This window comes from Chromobacterium sp. CV08 (assembly GCF_051129845.1).
GTDB lineage: Bacteria > Pseudomonadota > Gammaproteobacteria > Burkholderiales > Chromobacteriaceae > Chromobacterium.
On sequence record NZ_CP150453.1, the window covers coordinates 3018555 to 3034432 of the forward strand.

The 15878-nt window shown below is 66.6% G+C and carries 15 protein-coding genes; 7 read left to right on the forward strand and 8 right to left on the reverse strand.

The window, feature by feature from the left end; translation table 11 throughout:
- The first annotated feature begins 47 nt into the window (after window positions 1-47).
- The gene (locus tag WNM05_RS14065) at window positions 48-1424 is read left to right on the forward strand and encodes a phosphomannomutase/phosphoglucomutase (RefSeq protein WP_434627719.1); all 1377 of its coding nucleotides are present in this window, start codon (window positions 48-50) and stop codon (window positions 1422-1424) included.
- A gap of 84 nt (window positions 1425-1508) precedes the next feature.
- Window positions 1509-2411: a 50S ribosomal protein L3 N(5)-glutamine methyltransferase gene (prmB, locus tag WNM05_RS14070; RefSeq protein WP_434627721.1), complete on the forward strand. Its 903-nt coding sequence runs from the start codon at window positions 1509-1511 to the stop codon at window positions 2409-2411.
- Between the two features lie 67 nt (window positions 2412-2478).
- On the opposite strand, the gene WNM05_RS14075 is transcribed toward prmB, so the two are convergent.
- Window positions 2479-3399 carry a LysR family transcriptional regulator gene (locus WNM05_RS14075; protein WP_434627723.1) on the reverse strand — a complete coding sequence of 307 codons (921 nt, stop codon included), beginning with the start codon at window positions 3397-3399 and terminating at the stop codon, window positions 2479-2481.
- Window positions 3400-3514: 115 nt separating this feature from the next.
- On the opposite strand from WNM05_RS14075, the gene leuC reads away from it, so the two are divergent.
- Together leuC and leuD are read left to right on the forward strand one after the other, a co-directional pair.
- Entirely contained in the window at window positions 3515-4945 is a 1431-nt protein-coding gene (gene leuC, locus WNM05_RS14080) for a 3-isopropylmalate dehydratase large subunit (RefSeq protein WP_434627725.1), read from the forward strand.
- Window positions 4942-5580 (forward strand): 3-isopropylmalate dehydratase small subunit, encoded by a 639-nt coding sequence (gene leuD, locus WNM05_RS14085; RefSeq protein ID WP_434627727.1) that lies wholly within the window; start codon window positions 4942-4944, stop codon window positions 5578-5580. The genes leuC and leuD overlap by 4 nt, the downstream gene beginning before the upstream one ends.
- Window positions 5581-5763: 183 nt before the next feature.
- Here leuD and WNM05_RS14090 read toward each other — a convergent pair whose 3' ends face one another.
- The 6 genes from WNM05_RS14090 to WNM05_RS14115 all read right to left on the reverse strand — a co-directional run bounded on the left by WNM05_RS14090 (window position 5764) and on the right by WNM05_RS14115 (window position 12865).
- Entirely contained in the window at window positions 5764-8397 is a 2634-nt protein-coding gene (locus tag WNM05_RS14090) for a TraM recognition domain-containing protein (protein ID WP_434627730.1), read from the reverse strand.
- A gap of 49 nt (window positions 8398-8446) precedes the next feature.
- A complete protein-coding gene (locus WNM05_RS14095; RefSeq protein ID WP_434627732.1) occupies window positions 8447-8824 on the reverse strand; it encodes a hypothetical protein in 378 nt (125 codons plus the stop codon).
- 29 nt (window positions 8825-8853) lie between these two features.
- Window positions 8854-10701: an ArdC-like ssDNA-binding domain-containing protein gene (locus tag WNM05_RS14100; RefSeq protein ID WP_434627735.1), complete on the reverse strand. Its 1848-nt coding sequence runs from the start codon at window positions 10699-10701 to the stop codon at window positions 8854-8856.
- The gene (locus WNM05_RS14105) at window positions 10698-11084 is read right to left on the reverse strand and encodes a hypothetical protein (protein WP_434627738.1); all 387 of its coding nucleotides are present in this window, start codon (window positions 11082-11084) and stop codon (window positions 10698-10700) included. The genes WNM05_RS14100 and WNM05_RS14105 overlap by 4 nt, the downstream gene beginning before the upstream one ends.
- 97 nt (window positions 11085-11181) lie before the next feature.
- On the reverse strand, window positions 11182-11928 hold the full coding sequence (locus WNM05_RS14110; protein ID WP_434627741.1) for a bactofilin family protein: 747 nt from the start codon (window positions 11926-11928) through the stop codon (window positions 11182-11184).
- Between the two features lie 25 nt (window positions 11929-11953).
- On the reverse strand, window positions 11954-12865 hold the full coding sequence (locus WNM05_RS14115) for a hypothetical protein (protein ID WP_434627744.1): 912 nt from the start codon (window positions 12863-12865) through the stop codon (window positions 11954-11956).
- A gap of 92 nt (window positions 12866-12957) precedes the next feature.
- Between WNM05_RS14115 and WNM05_RS14120 the strand changes: the two genes are divergently transcribed.
- From WNM05_RS14120 to WNM05_RS14130, 3 genes are all read left to right on the forward strand, one after another.
- Complete coding sequence (locus WNM05_RS14120; protein ID WP_434627747.1) at window positions 12958-13656, forward strand: hypothetical protein; 699 nt, start codon at window positions 12958-12960, stop codon at window positions 13654-13656.
- An 8-nt stretch (window positions 13657-13664) separates the two neighbouring features.
- Complete coding sequence (locus tag WNM05_RS14125) at window positions 13665-14588, forward strand: prepilin peptidase (protein WP_434627750.1); 924 nt, start codon at window positions 13665-13667, stop codon at window positions 14586-14588.
- 151 nt (window positions 14589-14739) lie between these two features.
- Window positions 14740-15006, forward strand: a complete 267-nt coding sequence (locus tag WNM05_RS14130; protein ID WP_434627752.1) for a hypothetical protein — start codon at window positions 14740-14742, stop codon at window positions 15004-15006.
- Here WNM05_RS14130 and WNM05_RS14135 read toward each other — a convergent pair.
- Window positions 14991-15800 carry an EAL domain-containing protein gene (locus WNM05_RS14135; protein WP_434627754.1) on the reverse strand — a complete coding sequence of 270 codons (810 nt, stop codon included), beginning with the start codon at window positions 15798-15800 and terminating at the stop codon, window positions 14991-14993. The two genes, WNM05_RS14130 and WNM05_RS14135, sit on opposite strands and share 16 nt — an antisense overlap.
- Window positions 15801-15878 lie beyond the last annotated feature (78 nt).

Consider the following 15878-nt stretch of genomic DNA (forward strand, 5'->3'; position numbering starts at 1 on the left):
ACGCCGCCGCTCTTCTCCAACCGCATCGAAACCGTGCTGAAACCATCATGACCAAAATATCCAAAGACATCTTCAAGGCCTACGACATCCGCGGCATCGTCGGCAAGACGCTGACCGCCGCCGTCGCCCGCCAGATCGGCCAGGCTGTGGGCTCGGAAGCCCGCGCCCGCAAGGTGCAGGCTATCGTGGTCGGCCGCGACGGCCGCTTGTCCGGCCCGGAATTGTGCGAAGCGCTGGCCGACGGCATCCGCGCCGCCGGCGTCGACGTCATCGACATCGGCCGCGTGGCGACGCCGGTGCTGTATTTCGCCGCCCACCAGCTGGGCACGCTGTCCGGCGTGATGGTCACCGGCAGCCACAACCCGCCCGACTACAACGGCTTCAAGATGATGCTGGCCGGCGACACGCTGGCCGGCGACGACATCCAGCGGCTGTACCAGCGCATCGTCGACGCCGAGCTCGACGACGGCGAAGGCGGCTACAGCACCGCCGACGTGGCCGAGGACTATTTCGAGCGCATCACCTCCGACATCAAGCTGGAGCGCCCGCTGAACATCGTCGTGGACAGCGGCAACGGCGTGGCCGGCGCCTTCGGCCCGCTGCTGTACCGCCGCCTGGGCTGCAAGGTGCGCGAGCTGTTCTGCGACGTCGACGGCACCTTCCCCAACCACCACCCGGACCCGGCCAAGCCGGAAAACCTGAAGGATCTGATCGAGGCGCTGCAGAAGACCGACGCCGAGATCGGTCTGGCCTTCGACGGCGACGGCGACCGCCTGGGCGTGGTCACCAAGGAAGGCAACATCATCTGGCCGGACCGCCAGCTGATGCTGTACGCCGCCGACGTGCTGGAACGCAATCCGAAGGCCAAGGTGATCTTCGACGTCAAGTCCACCCGCCTGCTGAAGCCGTGGATCAAGCAGAACGGCGGCGTGCCGGTGATGGCGCGCACCGGCCACAGCTTCATCAAGGCCAAGATCAAGGAAACCGGCGCGCTCTTGGCCGGCGAGATGAGCGGCCACGTGTTCTTCAAGGAGCGCTGGTACGGCTTCGACGACGGCATCTATACCGGCGCCCGGCTGCTGGAAGTGCTGTCGCGCGTAGAGGACCCGAGCGAGCTGCTGAACGCGCTGCCCAACGCCGTCTCGACGCCGGAATTGAACCTGAAGATGGCCAAGGAAGGCGAGAACCACGCGCTGATCGCCAAACTGCAGGAATCGGCCAAGTTCGACGGCGCCGAGGAAGTCAACACGCTGGACGGCCTGCGCGTCGAATACAAGGACGGCTTCGGCCTGGCGCGGGCCTCCAACACCACACCGGTGATCGTGCTGCGCTTCGAAGCCGACGACGAGGCGGCGCTGGAGCGCATCAAGGGCGATTTCCGCCGCGTGCTGGCCACCGCCACCGACGCCAAACTGCCGTTCTGACGCCGTCGCGGCCCGCGCGGCCGCCGAGACATATTGCCAGGGGACATGGTCCAGCCATGTCCCCGTTGTATTGAAAGGAATCCCATGTACCAATTGGCCGCCAGCCACTTCACCACCGCGCGCGACCTGCTGCGCTTCGCCGTGTCGCGCTTCAACGAAGCCGAACTGACCTATGGCCACGGCACCCACAACGCCCACGACGAGGCGGCATATCTGATCTTGTCGGCGCTGCAATTGCCGATAGACACGCTGGACCCTTACCTGGACGCCAGACTGCTGCCGGAGGAGGTGGAGCGCGTGATCGAACTGATCCGCCGCCGCGCCGAGGAAAAGGTGCCGGTCGCCTATCTGACCAACGAAGCCTGGCAGGGCGAGTTCAACTTCTACGTCGACGAGCGCGTGCTGGTGCCGCGCTCCTTCATCTACGAGCTGCTGGGCGAACCGCTGGAGCCGTGGATAGAGCACCCGGAGCTGGTCCACCGCGCGCTGGACCTGTGCACCGGCTCCGGCTGCCTGGCCATTCAAATGGCCCACCACTATCCGGACGCCGAGATCGACGCCGTCGACATCTCGCTGGACGCGCTGGAGGTGGCGGCGGTCAACGTCGAGCACTACGGCCTGCAGGACCGGATCAATCTGATCCACACCGATATGTTCGAGGGGATAGAGGAAAAGTACGATCTGATCATCTCCAACCCGCCCTACGTCGACGCCGAGTCGGTGGAGGAGCTGCCGGAAGAGTATCTGCACGAACCGGAAATCGCGCTCGGCTCCGGCGAGGACGGCCTGGACGCGACCCGCGAGATCCTGCGCCGCGCGCCGGAATTCCTGAACGAACGCGGCGTGCTGCTGGTGGAGATCGGCCACAACCGCGACATGCTGGAAGAATGCTTCCCCTCCCTGCCCTTCATGTGGATGGAGACGCAGAGCGGCGACGGCTTCGTCTTCCTGCTGACCCGCGAAGACATCGTCAACGCCGGCATCTGATCGGAGCGCAAAGCCGCCAAGCCAACGGACTGGCGGCTTTTACCCCCTCCCCGCCGCCCGGCGGAGATTACCAGGCGCTTTTCCCTCCCGCGCCTGGCCGGTACGGCTCGAAATGCTTGTCCAGATGATTGACGAAGGCGCTCACTTTCGCCGACAGATGGCTCTTCATCGGATAGACCGCGTGAATGTCGGCGGGCGGAAACCGCCAGTCGCCGAGGACTTCGCGCAATCTGCCCGAACGAAGATAGGGCGCGACATTCCATTCCGAGCGCAGCAATATCCCCAAACCCCGCAGCGCCCAGCCGAGCGCCGCCTCGCCGTCGTTGGTCGATACCGCCCCGCGAACCTTCACATTGGCTTGCGCGGTCCCGGAATGAAGATGCCAGGCGCCATAGGTCTCATCGCTTTCCCGGATCACGATGCAGCGGTGGCGCTGCAGATCCATCGGGGAGGCGGGGAGGCCGAAACGCTCCAGATAGGCCGGCGACGCGCACAAGAGACGGCGGTTGCCGGCGATCCTCCTGGAGACGATGCGGGCATCGGGCAGTTCGCCGAAGCGGATGCAGACATCGAAGCCCTCCTCGATCAGATTGACCGGCCGGTCGGACAGATATAGCTGAACTTCGACCTCGGGATGCCGTTCGGCGAAATCGGCGATGGCGGGAGCGATGAACTGCCGGCCGAAGCCGAAAGTCGCATTGACGCGCAGCAGTCCCTTCGGAACGGCCTGGGCGCTGGCCAGCCTTTGCTCCAGTTCCTCCAGCTCGCCGAGGATCTTCTTCCCCTCCGCCAGATACAGCTCGCCTTCATAGGTCACGGCGGCCCGTCTCGTCGTGCGGTTCAGCAGCCGGATGCCGAGCCGCGCCTCGAGATTGGCCAGGCGCCGGCTGACGGCGGCTGTCGATACGCCAAGCTCCTGCGCCGCGCCGGACAGCGTGCCCGCCTTGACCACTTCCATGAAAAAAGCCACATCGGATACCGAGCTCATTTTTGCATTCAAGTTAAAAACAGTTTGATATTTCCATTATTGTACAAAAATCTGCAATCCAATAACTTGCCTCCCAAGGAAGCCCCCGCGCTTTCAGGCTCATCGGGAGACAGGAATGACCGCATTGCAAACCGCGCCCAGAACGCTTTACCGGAAACTGGTCGAAACCCATACGGTGGCGCGTCTGGATTCGCAGAACGTGCTGCTCTACGCCGACCTGCACATCATGAACGAGTACACCAGCCCGCAAGCCTTCGCCGCGCTGGCCAAGGCCGGCCGCGGCGTGATGCGGCCCGGCCAGAACGTGGCCGTGGTCGACCACATCATCCCCACCCACCCGGCGGCGATCCGCATCATCGAAGAAGCGGACTCGGCTTTGCAGGCTTCGAATCTGCGGAAGAATTGCGACTTCCACGGCATCCCGCTGCTCGATGCCAACGACCGTTTTCAAGGCATAGAGCATGTCATCGCGCCGGAGCTGGGCATGATACGCCCCGGCATGGTCGTCCTCTGCGGCGACAGCCACACGACGACCCATGGCGCGCTGGGCGCCCTGGGTTTCGGCATCGGCACCTCTGAAGTCGAGCATGTATTGGCGACCCAGACCCTGGTGTATCGCCTGGCGCGGACGATGCGCATCCACGTTGCCGGCCAGCTGCCGCCCGGCACCACCGCCAAGGACCTGATCCTGCTGATCATCAAGCGGATAGGCGCGCACGGCGCGCGCGGCTACGTGGTCGAGTTCTGCGGCGAAGCCATTGAATCGCTGACCATCGAGGCGCGGATGACGCTGTGCAATATGGCGGTCGAGGCCGGCGCGCGCGGCGCGCTCATCGAGCCCGATGCGCTGACGCTGGAATACGTCGCGCGTCATTGCCCGGATCTGGCCGGCGCGATGCTGGATGCCGCGAAGGCGGACTGGCGCGCCCTGCGCAGCGATGACGGCGCCCGCTTCGACCTGGAGCTGGAATTCCAGGCCGGCGACGTCGAGCCCTATGTGACCTGGGGCACCAGCCCGGAACAATCGATTCCGATCAGCGGCCGCGTCCCGGTCCTGGCGTCCGTGCCGGAAGGCACCGAGCGACTGACGATGGCGCGGGCGCTGCGCTATACCGGCCTGGCCGAGGGCGCCAGCCTGGAAGGTTTGCCCGTTCAGCGGGTCTTCATCGGCTCCTGCACCAATGCCCGCATCGAAGACTTGCGCGCCGTCGCGCAAGTCGTGCGGGGGCGGCGCGTCGCGCCTGCGGTGCGCGCCATGATCGTGCCGGGCTCCGGCGAGGTGCGCCGCCAGGCCGAAAAAGAGGGCCTGGCCCAGCTCTTCGTCGACGCCGGCTTTGAATGGCGCCAGCCCGGCTGCTCGATGTGCCTGGCCATGAACGACGACGTCCTCGCCCCCGGCGAGCGCTGCGCCTCCACCACCAATCGCAATTTCGAAGGCCGGCAGGGCCGGGATGCGATCACCCACCTGATGAGCCCGGCGATGGCCGCCGCGGCCGCCGTTGCCGGCCATATCACCGACGTTCGCAAACTGGGAGTGCAAGCATGACGGCTCAAACCCGCATCGAAGGCATGGCCGCGCCGTTGCCGGTCGGCAATCTGGACACCGATCAGATCATGCCCAAGCAATTCTTGCGGCGCATCGACAAGGCGGGCCTGGCCGAAGGCCTGCTGTACGATATGCGCTTCGACCCGGATGGAAAGCCCCGTTCCGATTTCGTCCTCAACCGGCCGGAATACGCGGCGGCCGAGATCCTGGTCGCCGGTCCCAACTTCGGTTGCGGCTCCAGCCGCGAGCATGCGGTCTGGGGCCTGATGCAATACGGCATCCGAGCGGTGATCGCGCCAAGCTTCGGCGAAATTTTCTATTCGAACGCGATGAACAACGGCCTGATGCTGGCTGCGCTGGCCGAGGCCGATGTCGAAATCATCCTGGCCGATGTCTCCAAGCCGGAACACAGCCGGCTGGTGATCGATGTCGCGTCGATGAGCGTGCGCAGCAGGAGCCTGACGGCGCCATTCTCCCTGTCCGAGCGCCATCGCCGGATGTTCGTCGAAGGCCTGGACATGGTAGGCGCGACCTTGGCCATGCGGGACCGGATCGACGCCTTCGCCGCCGGGCACTGGCGGCAGCGGCCCTGGCTGAAAGACATCGCCTCGATGACGAAGAAACGATTGGCGTAAAGGTCTTTTTGTGGCGGCGGCCGTTTTCTACCGGGTGCCGGGCGCGAAAAGCGGCCCGGCGCCGCCATCACACCCTATCCGACGAAACGAAAATGCAGGCCGGTCGAAGATGTGAAAACCGCGGCGGATGGCCGGGTGCTCGCCGCCGTTCGGCCGTCCGGCTCAGGACTCGACGGCCGCCGCCTATCCCGCGGCCTCGGCCAACAACAGCGCCAGAAACTCGCCGGCGTGCTCGCTGGCCAGCAAGCTGCCGGCCTCTGCGTCCATCTCGTCCTCGCCGCCGTCCGTCATGACTCCGGCCAGGCACTCGGCGACCAGATCGGCGACACGCGCCATCGCTTCCAAGGACTCCGCCTCCGCCACCAGTTCGTCGCAGGCTTCCCGCAGCGGATGCGGCTCGCCGCTCCCCTCTTCCGATCCGGTCTCGGGCTCGGCGCCGAAGAAGCCAGCCAGGTCGGCCAGGCCCCATTCGCCGTCATCCTCCTCCAGCTCACTCGCCTCCGCTTCGCCCGGATGCTCCAGCGACCTCCCCTCCTCGGTGGTCGCCTGGAAAAAGGCGGCGGCGGAAAATCCGGTCAACGGCAAGGCGTCGTCCGAAGCCTCGGCCTCCGCTTCGACCGCCCCACCGGCCCCGCTCTCCAGCAGCGCCTGCTCCAGCAGGCTGCCGGCGTAGTCGGCCAGTTCCGCCGCCGACATCCGCGCGCCCAGCGCCGCCTCGTCGCGCGCCGCCATCCTGTCGGCCATCGCCACGTCGGCGCCGACCTCGGAAACCAGTTGCGCCACCAGCGCCGCGCGCGACAGCTGGCGGTGCTCTGCCTGCAGCAGCGAGATCTGGCCGAAGGGATCGTCGACGGCCTCCGCCGGCGGCGCGTCCGCCTCGCCTCCGACGGGAATCTCCCGCAGCTCGGCCAGCCGCAGCCAGGCCTCGACATCGTCGAAGACGCGGCGCTGGAAGCGCATCACGCCATCGGACGCCGCGGGCTCGGCGCCCATCACCTGCTGCATGATCTTGCTGGCGGCCAGCTCCCGCGACAGGTCGGTACCCAGCGGGAACAACGTGTTGTGCTTGGCCTCCTTGGTGACCGCGCCGTCCAGCTGCACATAGAAGGTGTTCATCTTGATCAGGTGGTTGCGGTTCATGAACCAGGCCTGGCCCTCGGCCAGGTCCACCAGATCGAGATAGGTCAGCCGGTTTTCCTCGCGATAGCTGGCGTCGCCGGTATCGACCAACCGGTCCGAGCCCTCGGACAGGCGTTTGCCCCCGGCCCAGGCGTACACCCCCTGGCCGGCGCGCTTGATCGCGATGTCGGCGGTTTCCTGATCCTCTGTCTTCAGGAAGATCTTCATGCCGGTGTTGGCCAGGATGCGCGAGGCCTCGATTTCCGAACCCTTCTTGAACGAGGGATAGTCCTGGCCGGCGAAGATGACGCTAACGCCGAGCGAGCGCGCCTGCGCCGCCACGTCGCCGAAGCCCTCGACCGCGTAGGAGCCGTATTCGTCCATGATGGCCAGCAAGGCGGTGTCGGAATTGGTCGGGCGGGAATCGACGATGTCCTGCTTGCTGCCGGTCAGTTGCGCCTTCAGCGACACCGACAGCGCGTTCTTGATGCCGGCCACCGTCAGCCGGCCCAGATTGGCCAGCGACGACGGCGCCTTCTCCAGTGCCGGCAGCATCACGTACAGGATGCGGCGGTTGTACACCACGTCCTGAAAATCGACGTCACCCCATTCGACGTTGCAGATATGGCCATAGGTACCCGACAGCAGGCCCAACAGCTCGGTGAACTGCATCGTCAGGAAGCCGTGCTGCTTGCTGGCCTGTTCCCAGTAAGTGTCGAAGGCCGACGGGTCGTCCTGCTTGGCCTTCATCGCCTCGCGGAAGCCCGGCAGCTCGTCCAGATAGCCGGTCAGCTGCTCGCGGGCGTAAGCCGGGATGCTGTCGTCGCCCTCCAGCTCGCCCAGCTTGTCCAGCCGCATGTAGTCGCGCAGCACCTGCACCGACAAAGTCACCTTGCCGGCGTCGCGCAGCGCCACCAGGCCGCGCATCAGCGAACGTATCATCGCCTCGGCGCGGCCGCGCCACATCGCGCCGTCGCCGCCGCCGTCCGGCCGCATCAGGCCGGTCACCAGCTCGGTCAGCGTGTCGGCCGAGCCGTAGGTGAAGGGATTGAAGGTGTTGGAGTGGATCTGGCCCAGCAGATCCATCTTGCCGCGCGCGCCGTCGGCGTCGTCCTCGTCCAGCACCGCCAGCTTCTCGTAGCCGGTCGACGAAATGAAGTTCAGCACCAGCAGATCGTCCTCGCGGCCGTACATCTTGGCCATGGTGACGATGTCGAACCAGGTTTTCGGGTCGGACTTGCCATCCACCATGATGACGCCGGAACCGTGGCCTATGGCCTGGCAGATCAATCCCTCCAGCGCCACGGTCTTGCCGCCGCCTGTGGTGCCGAACAGCGTGGCGTGCACCCGCATGGTATCGTCGCTGACCCAGATCTCCTCCTTGGTGTCCATCGCGTTGCCCATGCACCACACGCCCTTGCCGCCCTTGTCCGGCGGTCCCTCCATCCGCGTCCACGCCAGCTTCTTGTCGCCGCCGGCCACCGGCCGCCAGAACGGCCCCTTCGGATGGTCGACCACCTTGTTGCGCGCCATCAGCAAGGCCGCGCCGACCGCGGCTGCGGTGGCCAGCGGAAAGATAGGGCACAGCAGGTAGGCGATGCCGGCGGCGGCCAGGAAGCCGGGCTCGTTGCGGCGTATCCAGCCGAAAATCTTGTGCGAAAGCGGAACGACGTCGCGTTCCACCTGACTTCTGCGCATTGCTGTCGCCATCAATCCCTCTTGTCCGAAAACGTTTCCCGCGCCGGCCTCAGCGCTCGGCCGCGGCCTCCCTGGCCGCGCCTTCCATGCGCTGGCGCAGTCCCGCCTCCGCCGACTGGTACAGGCGGTCGAAGGCGCCGGCCTTCAAGGCGTTGTCGCGCGCCTGCTGCTGCCACTGCCTGACCTTGCCCTCCTGCGCGTACCAGGCGGCGGCGCCGACCGGCAGCACCACCAGCGCCGCCAGGATGGCGGCGCACATGCCGAACTGCGGCAGGAAGCGCCGCACCGTCATGTCGCTGGCGGCGAGCTTGCGCTGATGTTGCTCGCTCAGATTGATCAAGCGCGCCAGCGAGTCCTCCACCGCCATGAAGCGGTCGTCCACCATCGCGATCAGATCGCTTTCCAGTTTTTTGAATTCTTCTTCCATCGCTGCATCCCCCTGGCTTCCCGTCCAGCCTAGAACTCCATCGCCGGCGCGGCCGGCGTCGGTCCCGCCTCGCGGGCCGGCGCCGCGGCCGCCGGCCGGCCGACGAAATCGCCCTCTATCACCGATTCGATGAAGTCGTAAAAACGGCCGCTGCTCAAGGCGCGCTGCTTGTTGCCGTCGTCGAAGCTGACCACCCAGCCGCCGCTGCCGGACTTGGAGCTGATGCTGGCCACGCCCTCCACCAGCTTCAGGCGGTCGCCGACCTTGGGCATATAGCCGACCAAGGGCGCGAAATAGCTGGCATAGCTGCGGATCTGCGAATCGCGCGACTCCACATACTGCAGGAAGCTGACCTTCCAGCCGGCGGCGTCCACCGCGTCCATCAGCCTTTGCGCGTCGCAACGCGGCGCCTTTTCGTCGAAGGCCAGGTAGACGGCGCTGGGCGTCATCCGCGAATCCTCGTCCGCGACCTGGTCCACCAGCCCCAGCTCGATGATGTCCTGGTGCCCCACCTTCAACCAGCCGCCCTTGTCGTCGCGGAACGGCTGGATGGCGATCAGTCGTTCGGCCGAGCCCGCCGATGCCGGCAAGGCCTCGGCAACCGGCTCGATGGCGCCATCCATCCGTTGTCGGCGCTGCTGCGCCTCGTCCCGCCGCAGCAGTTCGCCCACATCGGCCTCCCTCTGCTCGAGGAAATGGCCGAACAAAGCCCGCGCATCGGCGGGCAGGGCATCGAAGCGGCCGGTCTCGATCTCGGCGCGCGCCCAGCGCTGGAAACGCTCGTGGATGGCCGAATCGGTTTCCGGCAGCACCTCACCGACGCCGAAACGGCCGGCCAGCAGATGCGCCAGCTCCGGCGCGGCCAGCAGCGCCACCTCGGTCAGCAGCGCGTGGCGGCCGGCCTCGCGCCTCTGCGCCTCCCGCTCGTCGGCTGCCGGTTCCGCGACGGCCTGCGACGGCGCCGGCTGCTCGCCGACCGGGAGCAGATTGTCACGGATGAACTGCGTCTCTTCCCGCTGCAAGGCGGCCAGCGTCGGCGACAGCTGCCCCAGCCAGGTCAACGCCAACTCCACCCGCTGCGCGCCCAGCAACAATTCGGTGAAGTCGGCGGCCCGCAGCCGCTGCAGCATCGGCACGGCCAGGCCGGACGGCCGGAACGGCGCCGACAAGTCGGCGCCCACGCCCAGCAAGCCCATCAGCAAGGAGGCCGTCAGCTGCGACCACAAGTCCTCCAACGGATCGTCCGGCGCGTGGCGGCGCGGCCGGCGCAAGGCGCGCGGCCGGTCTTCCCGCTGCTCCGCCCACTGCGCGGCCAGCCGCAGCCGCGCGGCGACCAGTTCCCGCAGACTGCGGAAATAGCCGGCCTGCGGCACGCGTATGCACTGGGCAACCGGATCGAACAGCGGCGTTGCGCCCTCCTCCTCGCGCACGCCCAGTTCGGCCAGAATGGCGTTGCCAAGCCGCTTGAGCCCGTCCTCGCCGGGAGCCTGCCGCGGCGGCCGCAGCGGCGCCAGCCCCCGCAACTGGGCGCCATTGAAGACCGAGCAGCCCTTGAGCGCGCCCATCGGCCCCGGAAACAGCAGCAGGCCCGCCTGCGCCCCCGGCTGCAGGCTCAGCGCCGTATGCCCTCGCTGCAACTGCTGGACCTGCTTATAGGTGAACCAGCGCGGATCGGACGAGCCGGCGGGCAACGCCGCCTGCAGCAGCAGGTGGTTGATGCCCCGATACACCGTGCCGCTGACCGGATTGAAATGGCGCGCGCCCCCCAGCGGCAGCCGCAAGACCGTCTCCGGATCCGACGCCGCCAGCGCGTCGTGCAGACGACGCGCCGCCTCCGCCGCGTAATGCCGACCTCCGGCCGGATTCGCCTGCATCATTGCTCCCTCCCCAGGTAGAGACCCGCCACCGAGCCATGCCATTCCTCTTCGGCGCGGCCGCTCATCGAAGCCAGTGTCGCCAACGCCGCCAGATAATCGTCGGCGGCCCGGACGAATACCGGATCGCCCTCGAAGCCCGCATGCCGGCGCAGCGCCGGCAAGGCGCCGGCCCCCAGCTCCGTCGCGCGGTCCTCGGCCAACAAGGTCATCACGCACATGCGCTCGACCGCCAGTTGCAGAAACGGCAGATAGGACCAGCGCGCGTCCTCCTCCTCGTCCAGCGCCTCCGGCGGCCACTCGCCGGCCAAGCCGCGCTCCGCCAGCGCAACCTCGAACGCCGCGTCCAGCGGCTCCGGCTGAACGTCGAAGCCGGTCGCCATCATGTCTCGCCCATTCATAATAGTTATATTTTAGTTACTATTTTAATATAATAATTAAAAATTCAGCCAAATCAGGACAGCCAAATCAGGACAGCCACTATCAGGCACTGGCGGCCAGCACGCGCACGCCCGCCGGACGGCTCTCGCTCTCCATGTTCAGGCCCTTGTAGAGATTCTCGATCTCGGCCGTCTCCTGCGCGTGGGCCAGCGGCACCGCGCGCACCACCGCGGACGGTATGGCCTCGGGCTCCACCGGCAGCACCGGAATGGCGTCCTCGTCGGCGCTCCGCCCCGGCAGCGCCCCCCTGGCGACCTCGGCCGGCAGCGGGGGCTGATCCAGCAAGGCGATGCGCTCGACGCGCCGCACCATGCCGGACAAGGCGGAACCGATGTCCTGCCGCAGCGTATGGCGGTAGTTGACAGTGCCGTTGACCCTGGCCGTCGGCATCAGCAGCACGTGGTCGGCATGGATGTCGCCGGACAGCGTGCCCGCCACCACCACCACCCGGGCGTGCAGATCGCCGCTGACGTCGCCGCCCTGGCTGATGATGACGATGGGGTCGCAGTCCGCCACCGATCCGTTGGGGATCAGGCTGCCCAGCACCTTGCCGGATACTTTGACGCCGCGGCCGATGAAGATGTCGCCATGGATTTCCATGTCTATCTCGATCAGCGAGCGAATCTGCTCGCGGGTAATGGTCGGCGTGCTGGGCTTGGGCGCCTCGGCCGCGTCGGCCCCGGCCAGCTTCTTTCCGGCCTCCTGCTCCAGCGCCTCCGCCTGGCGGATGGACTGCAGCTTGCTGACGGTGTCGCTGCCCAGCAGCATCTTCGCGAAAAACTTGCGCATATCGATAATCCTTTGCCTTGTCGACTCAGAAGCTGACCTTGTAGCGGCCGCGATCGGTTTCCACCACCTGGGCCTGCTGATCGATGCTCTGAATCACCTCGCCGTTCTTGAAATGATCGCCGACCCGCAATTCCGCGGCGCTGCCGTTGGCCTTGCGCACCCATACCGAAGTGGCCGACATGCCCAGCACCTTGCTGGCGCCGTCGCCGCCGCGCGTCTTTTGCTGCGCGCGCTCGGCATGGCCGGAACGGGAGGATTTGGCGGCGCTCAGCTGGCGGTTGCGCGCGGTCAGCGTCTTCACCTCCTTCTCCAGCCGGGCCACCTTGGCCTCCATCGTCTCTTCCGGCGCGGCGGCCTTGGGCTGCGAAGCGTCGCCATCGGCCGCACGTTCGGCCGCAACGGCCTTGCCGCCCAATGCGGACTTGCCGGCGGACGGCGCCAGCAGCGCCGGCTCCTTCTCCGGCGCGGAAGCCTCGGCGGCCAGCGGCGATGCCGCCGCCGGCGTCGTCGCCGGGCTCAGGGTCACCGGCGCCGCCTGCGGCGGCGGCTGGACGACGGCCGGTGCGGCGACCGCCGGCTGGAGTTGCTGCTGCGCGGACGGCAAGGGCCTGGCCGCTTCCATCGACTGCATCGGCGCGGCCTGTCCGGTATCGGGGATCGGCTGCGGCATGAAGAATTTCTGCACGATGGGCTTGCCCAGCATCACCAGCACCACGCCGCCGATCAGCACCAGCAGCGCGATGCGCTGGGCATTGCGCTTAGGTGCCTCCGCCGCGGGCGGCTCGTCGGACTCGTCCTCGAACTTGAGTTCCTGGTGGGAAGCGGCGGCCGCCGGCTTCGCGGCGCTGCGCGCCACAGGCGGCTCGTCCTCGAAGCCCAGCCTATCATCGTCCAGCGCCAGGCTTTCCGCATCGCCAAAATCGTGCACTCCGTTCATTCTGACACCTCGTCGAAGATTTAGATTAATCCGTTCGCTGAAAACTATGTTATATTGAAGTACATATTAAATCAAACTTTTTGGAGAACGCGATGCCCGCTTTGGACATGCCGACGCTGCCCGCTGCCGATCCGCTGACCATTCCCTACCGCAGCCCGGCGCCTCGCGACTACGCCCAGGCGCGCGACATCCTGGTTAAAGCGGGCCTGCGCGCGGCGGACATCGCCAAAAACCGGCTGAATCACCCGCCCGGCGACAAATCGCTCACCACGCGGCGCAGCAATTTCATCGTCAACCAAGGCCGGCTGCAAGCGGCTCTGGGCTTCGTCAAACTTGCCCTGCTGGCCGATGGCGGACCGCACGCGCCGATAAGCCTGTACTGGAAGATAGGCGAGCAGGCAGTCTTCCAGGCCAAGGCCGCGCCCAGCGCCGATGTCTGCGACGGCGTGCGCCGCATCTGGATGTCGGCCATCTGGCAGGACGTATGGGACAAGGGCGTCTCCAAGCAGCAGATCGATCTCAGCAAACTGCCCGCCGCGATGTTCCGCAGCGGATCCGAGTTGTTCCGCGACCCCGCCCTCGGCAGCGCGCGCTATAGCGCGCAGACGAGCGCGACGCTGGCCAGCGGCGGCGAGATCCTGGTCAATGGCAAACCGACCCGGCCATTTCGCAGCTTCAGCCTGGACGGCACGCTGTCACGGACCTGCCTGAACGGAGCGATGAGCTACACCGGCAACGGCGCCGCCCTGCCCTTGTACCAGGCGCCCTACCCCGGCCTGTTCCGCCCCTGAGCCTCGCCATGCCCGATAAAAAAGACCTGCTGATCATAGGCGGCCTCGCCTCGCTGCTGACCGCCGGCTTCGGCTGGCTGGGCGTCGCCGCCGCCGAACCGGCCCGAGCCGCCGCGAGCCTGATGGCGATAGGCCTGCTGCTCGGAAGCTTCCTGAATGTCCTGGTATACCGGCTTCCCCGGATGCTGCAGGCGGATTGGGAGCGGGAGTGCGCGGAATACGCCGGCCTGCCCCCGCCGCCGGCAGGGATCGGCCTCGCGCGGCCGCACTCGCACTGCCCGGGCTGCGGCAACACCTTGCGCCCCTGGCAGCTGGTGCCGCTGCTCGGCTATGCGCTGCTGCGCGGGCGCTGCGGCTTCTGCGGCGAAGCGATAAGCATGCGCTACCCGCTGGTCGAGCTGCTGACCGGCTGCGCTTTCGCGGCCATAGGCTGGCGCCTGGGCTTCCAGCCGGCCGCCGCCGCCCAGCTGGCGCTGTGTTATCTGCTGCTGGCGCTGGCCTTGATCGACTTCGACAGCCGGCTGTTGCCGGACTGCCTGACCCAGGCGTTGCTGTGGCTGGGCTTGCTGGCCAATCTGTTCCACCTGGTGACGCCGCTGCCGGACGCGGTGGCCGGCGCGATGGCCGGCTATCTGTCGATGTGGGGCATCGCCGCCCTTTTCCGCTCGATCACCGGCAAGGACGGACTGGGACAAGGGGACTTCAAGCTGGTGGCGGCGCTCGGCGCCTGGCTGGGCTGGTCCGCCGTGCCGCTGATCATCGGACTCGGCGCGACGATGAGCGCGCTGTCCGGTCTGCTGCTGCTCCGCCTCGGCCGCATCGACGCGGACCAGGCCCAGCCGTTCGGCCCCTGCTTGATAGCGGCCGGCGTCGTCGCATGGCTGTGGGGCGGCGAAATCACCGCCTGGTATCTCGCAACTGCAGGCTGGTGATGCGGCGACAGGACAAAACAAATGCTTAAAAAAACAAATAGCAAATGCCAATAAAATTTTTAGGCATTTTAAGTATATCTACGCATACAAGCTTGTTTAAAATATCAGTATCATCTGTTAGGTTCAAATAGTAAATTCAGAACAAAAACAAATGACCTGGCATATTGAAGACGATGTGGGCGTAATCATCAAAGGTTCCGAGGCGAGTTGCGCCCACTGGATGCGTCAGACGCGCCAGAAGCGCATGCAAGGCCATCCTTCCTCCACGCGCGGCACGCTGCGCATGGTCGACCATCGCGGTCTGGTTGTCGCCTGCCTGCTCGATTTCTCCGCGGCCAGGCCAGACAACGCGATCCATCCGTCGATACGCGCCGAGGCCGACGAGCCCCGCGCCTGGCTCGATCAGGACAGCGGCTGACGCGCCGGCGCCGCCGGCACCCCGCCGTCGGTCAGCATATCCCTCAGCGCCTGCTCCGACACCGCGGGCGAATACAGATATCCCTGCCAGTAGTCGGCGCCCATCTCGCGGATGGCATCGAGCTGTTCCAGCGTCTCCACCCCCTCGCACACCGTCTGCATGCCCAGGTCGCGCACCATGCGGATCAGGTTTCGCATGATGATGTGGTCGCGCTCGACCTGGAGCATCCTCCGGGTGAAGCTGCAATCGATCTTGATCGTCGTGGCCGGCAGGTGGCGCAAGTGCTCCAGCACCGAGAAACCGGTGCCGAAATCGTCGATCGCCACCCTGACGCCGATGGCGCGCAACTCCCGCACCACGCCGACCATGGTCGGCAGATCGTGGAACAGATAGGACTCGGTGATCTCGAGCTCCAGCGCCGACGGATCGACGTCGGCTCGCCTCAGCAGGCGCTCCGTCTTGCCCGGCAGAGAATCGGTGATCTGCCGCCCCGACAGATTGACGGCGACGGTGAAGCCGGACCGCCGCCACGATGCCAGCGCGCGCACTGCGCTCTCCATTCCCCAATCGCCCAACTCCACGATGAAGCCGCTCTCCTCCGCCTGCGGAATGAAGCCGGCCGGCCCCTCCAGGCCCGGATGTCCGGGTCGCGCCCATCGCATCAGCGCCTCCGCGCCGGCTATTCTCGACGTTCGGCAGCAAAGCTGAGGCTGGTAGTGCATCCGGAATTCGCGGTTGCGCAAAGCCGCGGCCAGGTTTTCCCGGCTTGGCGTCTCAAACGAATGATCATGCATCGTCACACTCTTCCGAAATCTTCATTTGCCCAAATCGCCGCCGATGGCCGACGAGCGGAACCCGCCCGCCGGCGCCGG

Bases quoted from the DNA above. Each gene is read 5' to 3' on its own strand.
- WNM05_RS14065 (WP_434627719.1), top strand. From the start codon at position 48: ATGACCAAAATATCCAAAGACATCTTCAAGGCCTACGACATCCGCGGC.
- prmB (WP_434627721.1), top strand. From the start codon at position 1,509: ATGTACCAATTGGCCGCCAGCCACTTCACCACCGCGCGCGACCTGCTG.
- WNM05_RS14075 (WP_434627723.1), bottom strand. From the start codon at position 3,399: ATGAGCTCGGTATCCGATGTGGCTTTTTTCATGGAAGTGGTCAAGGCG.
- leuC (WP_434627725.1), top strand. From the start codon at position 3,515: ATGACCGCATTGCAAACCGCGCCCAGAACGCTTTACCGGAAACTGGTC.
- leuD (WP_434627727.1), top strand. From the start codon at position 4,942: ATGACGGCTCAAACCCGCATCGAAGGCATGGCCGCGCCGTTGCCGGTC.
- WNM05_RS14090 (WP_434627730.1), bottom strand. From the start codon at position 8,397: ATGCGCAGAAGTCAGGTGGAACGCGACGTCGTTCCGCTTTCGCACAAG.
- WNM05_RS14095 (WP_434627732.1), bottom strand. From the start codon at position 8,824: ATGGAAGAAGAATTCAAAAAACTGGAAAGCGATCTGATCGCGATGGTG.
- WNM05_RS14100 (WP_434627735.1), bottom strand. From the start codon at position 10,701: ATGATGCAGGCGAATCCGGCCGGAGGTCGGCATTACGCGGCGGAGGCG.
- WNM05_RS14105 (WP_434627738.1), bottom strand. From the start codon at position 11,084: ATGATGGCGACCGGCTTCGACGTTCAGCCGGAGCCGCTGGACGCGGCG.
- WNM05_RS14110 (WP_434627741.1), bottom strand. From the start codon at position 11,928: ATGCGCAAGTTTTTCGCGAAGATGCTGCTGGGCAGCGACACCGTCAGC.
- WNM05_RS14115 (WP_434627744.1), bottom strand. From the start codon at position 12,865: ATGAACGGAGTGCACGATTTTGGCGATGCGGAAAGCCTGGCGCTGGAC.
- WNM05_RS14120 (WP_434627747.1), top strand. From the start codon at position 12,958: ATGCCCGCTTTGGACATGCCGACGCTGCCCGCTGCCGATCCGCTGACC.
- WNM05_RS14125 (WP_434627750.1), top strand. From the start codon at position 13,665: ATGCCCGATAAAAAAGACCTGCTGATCATAGGCGGCCTCGCCTCGCTG.
- WNM05_RS14130 (WP_434627752.1), top strand. From the start codon at position 14,740: ATGACCTGGCATATTGAAGACGATGTGGGCGTAATCATCAAAGGTTCC.
- WNM05_RS14135 (WP_434627754.1), bottom strand. From the start codon at position 15,800: ATGCATGATCATTCGTTTGAGACGCCAAGCCGGGAAAACCTGGCCGCG.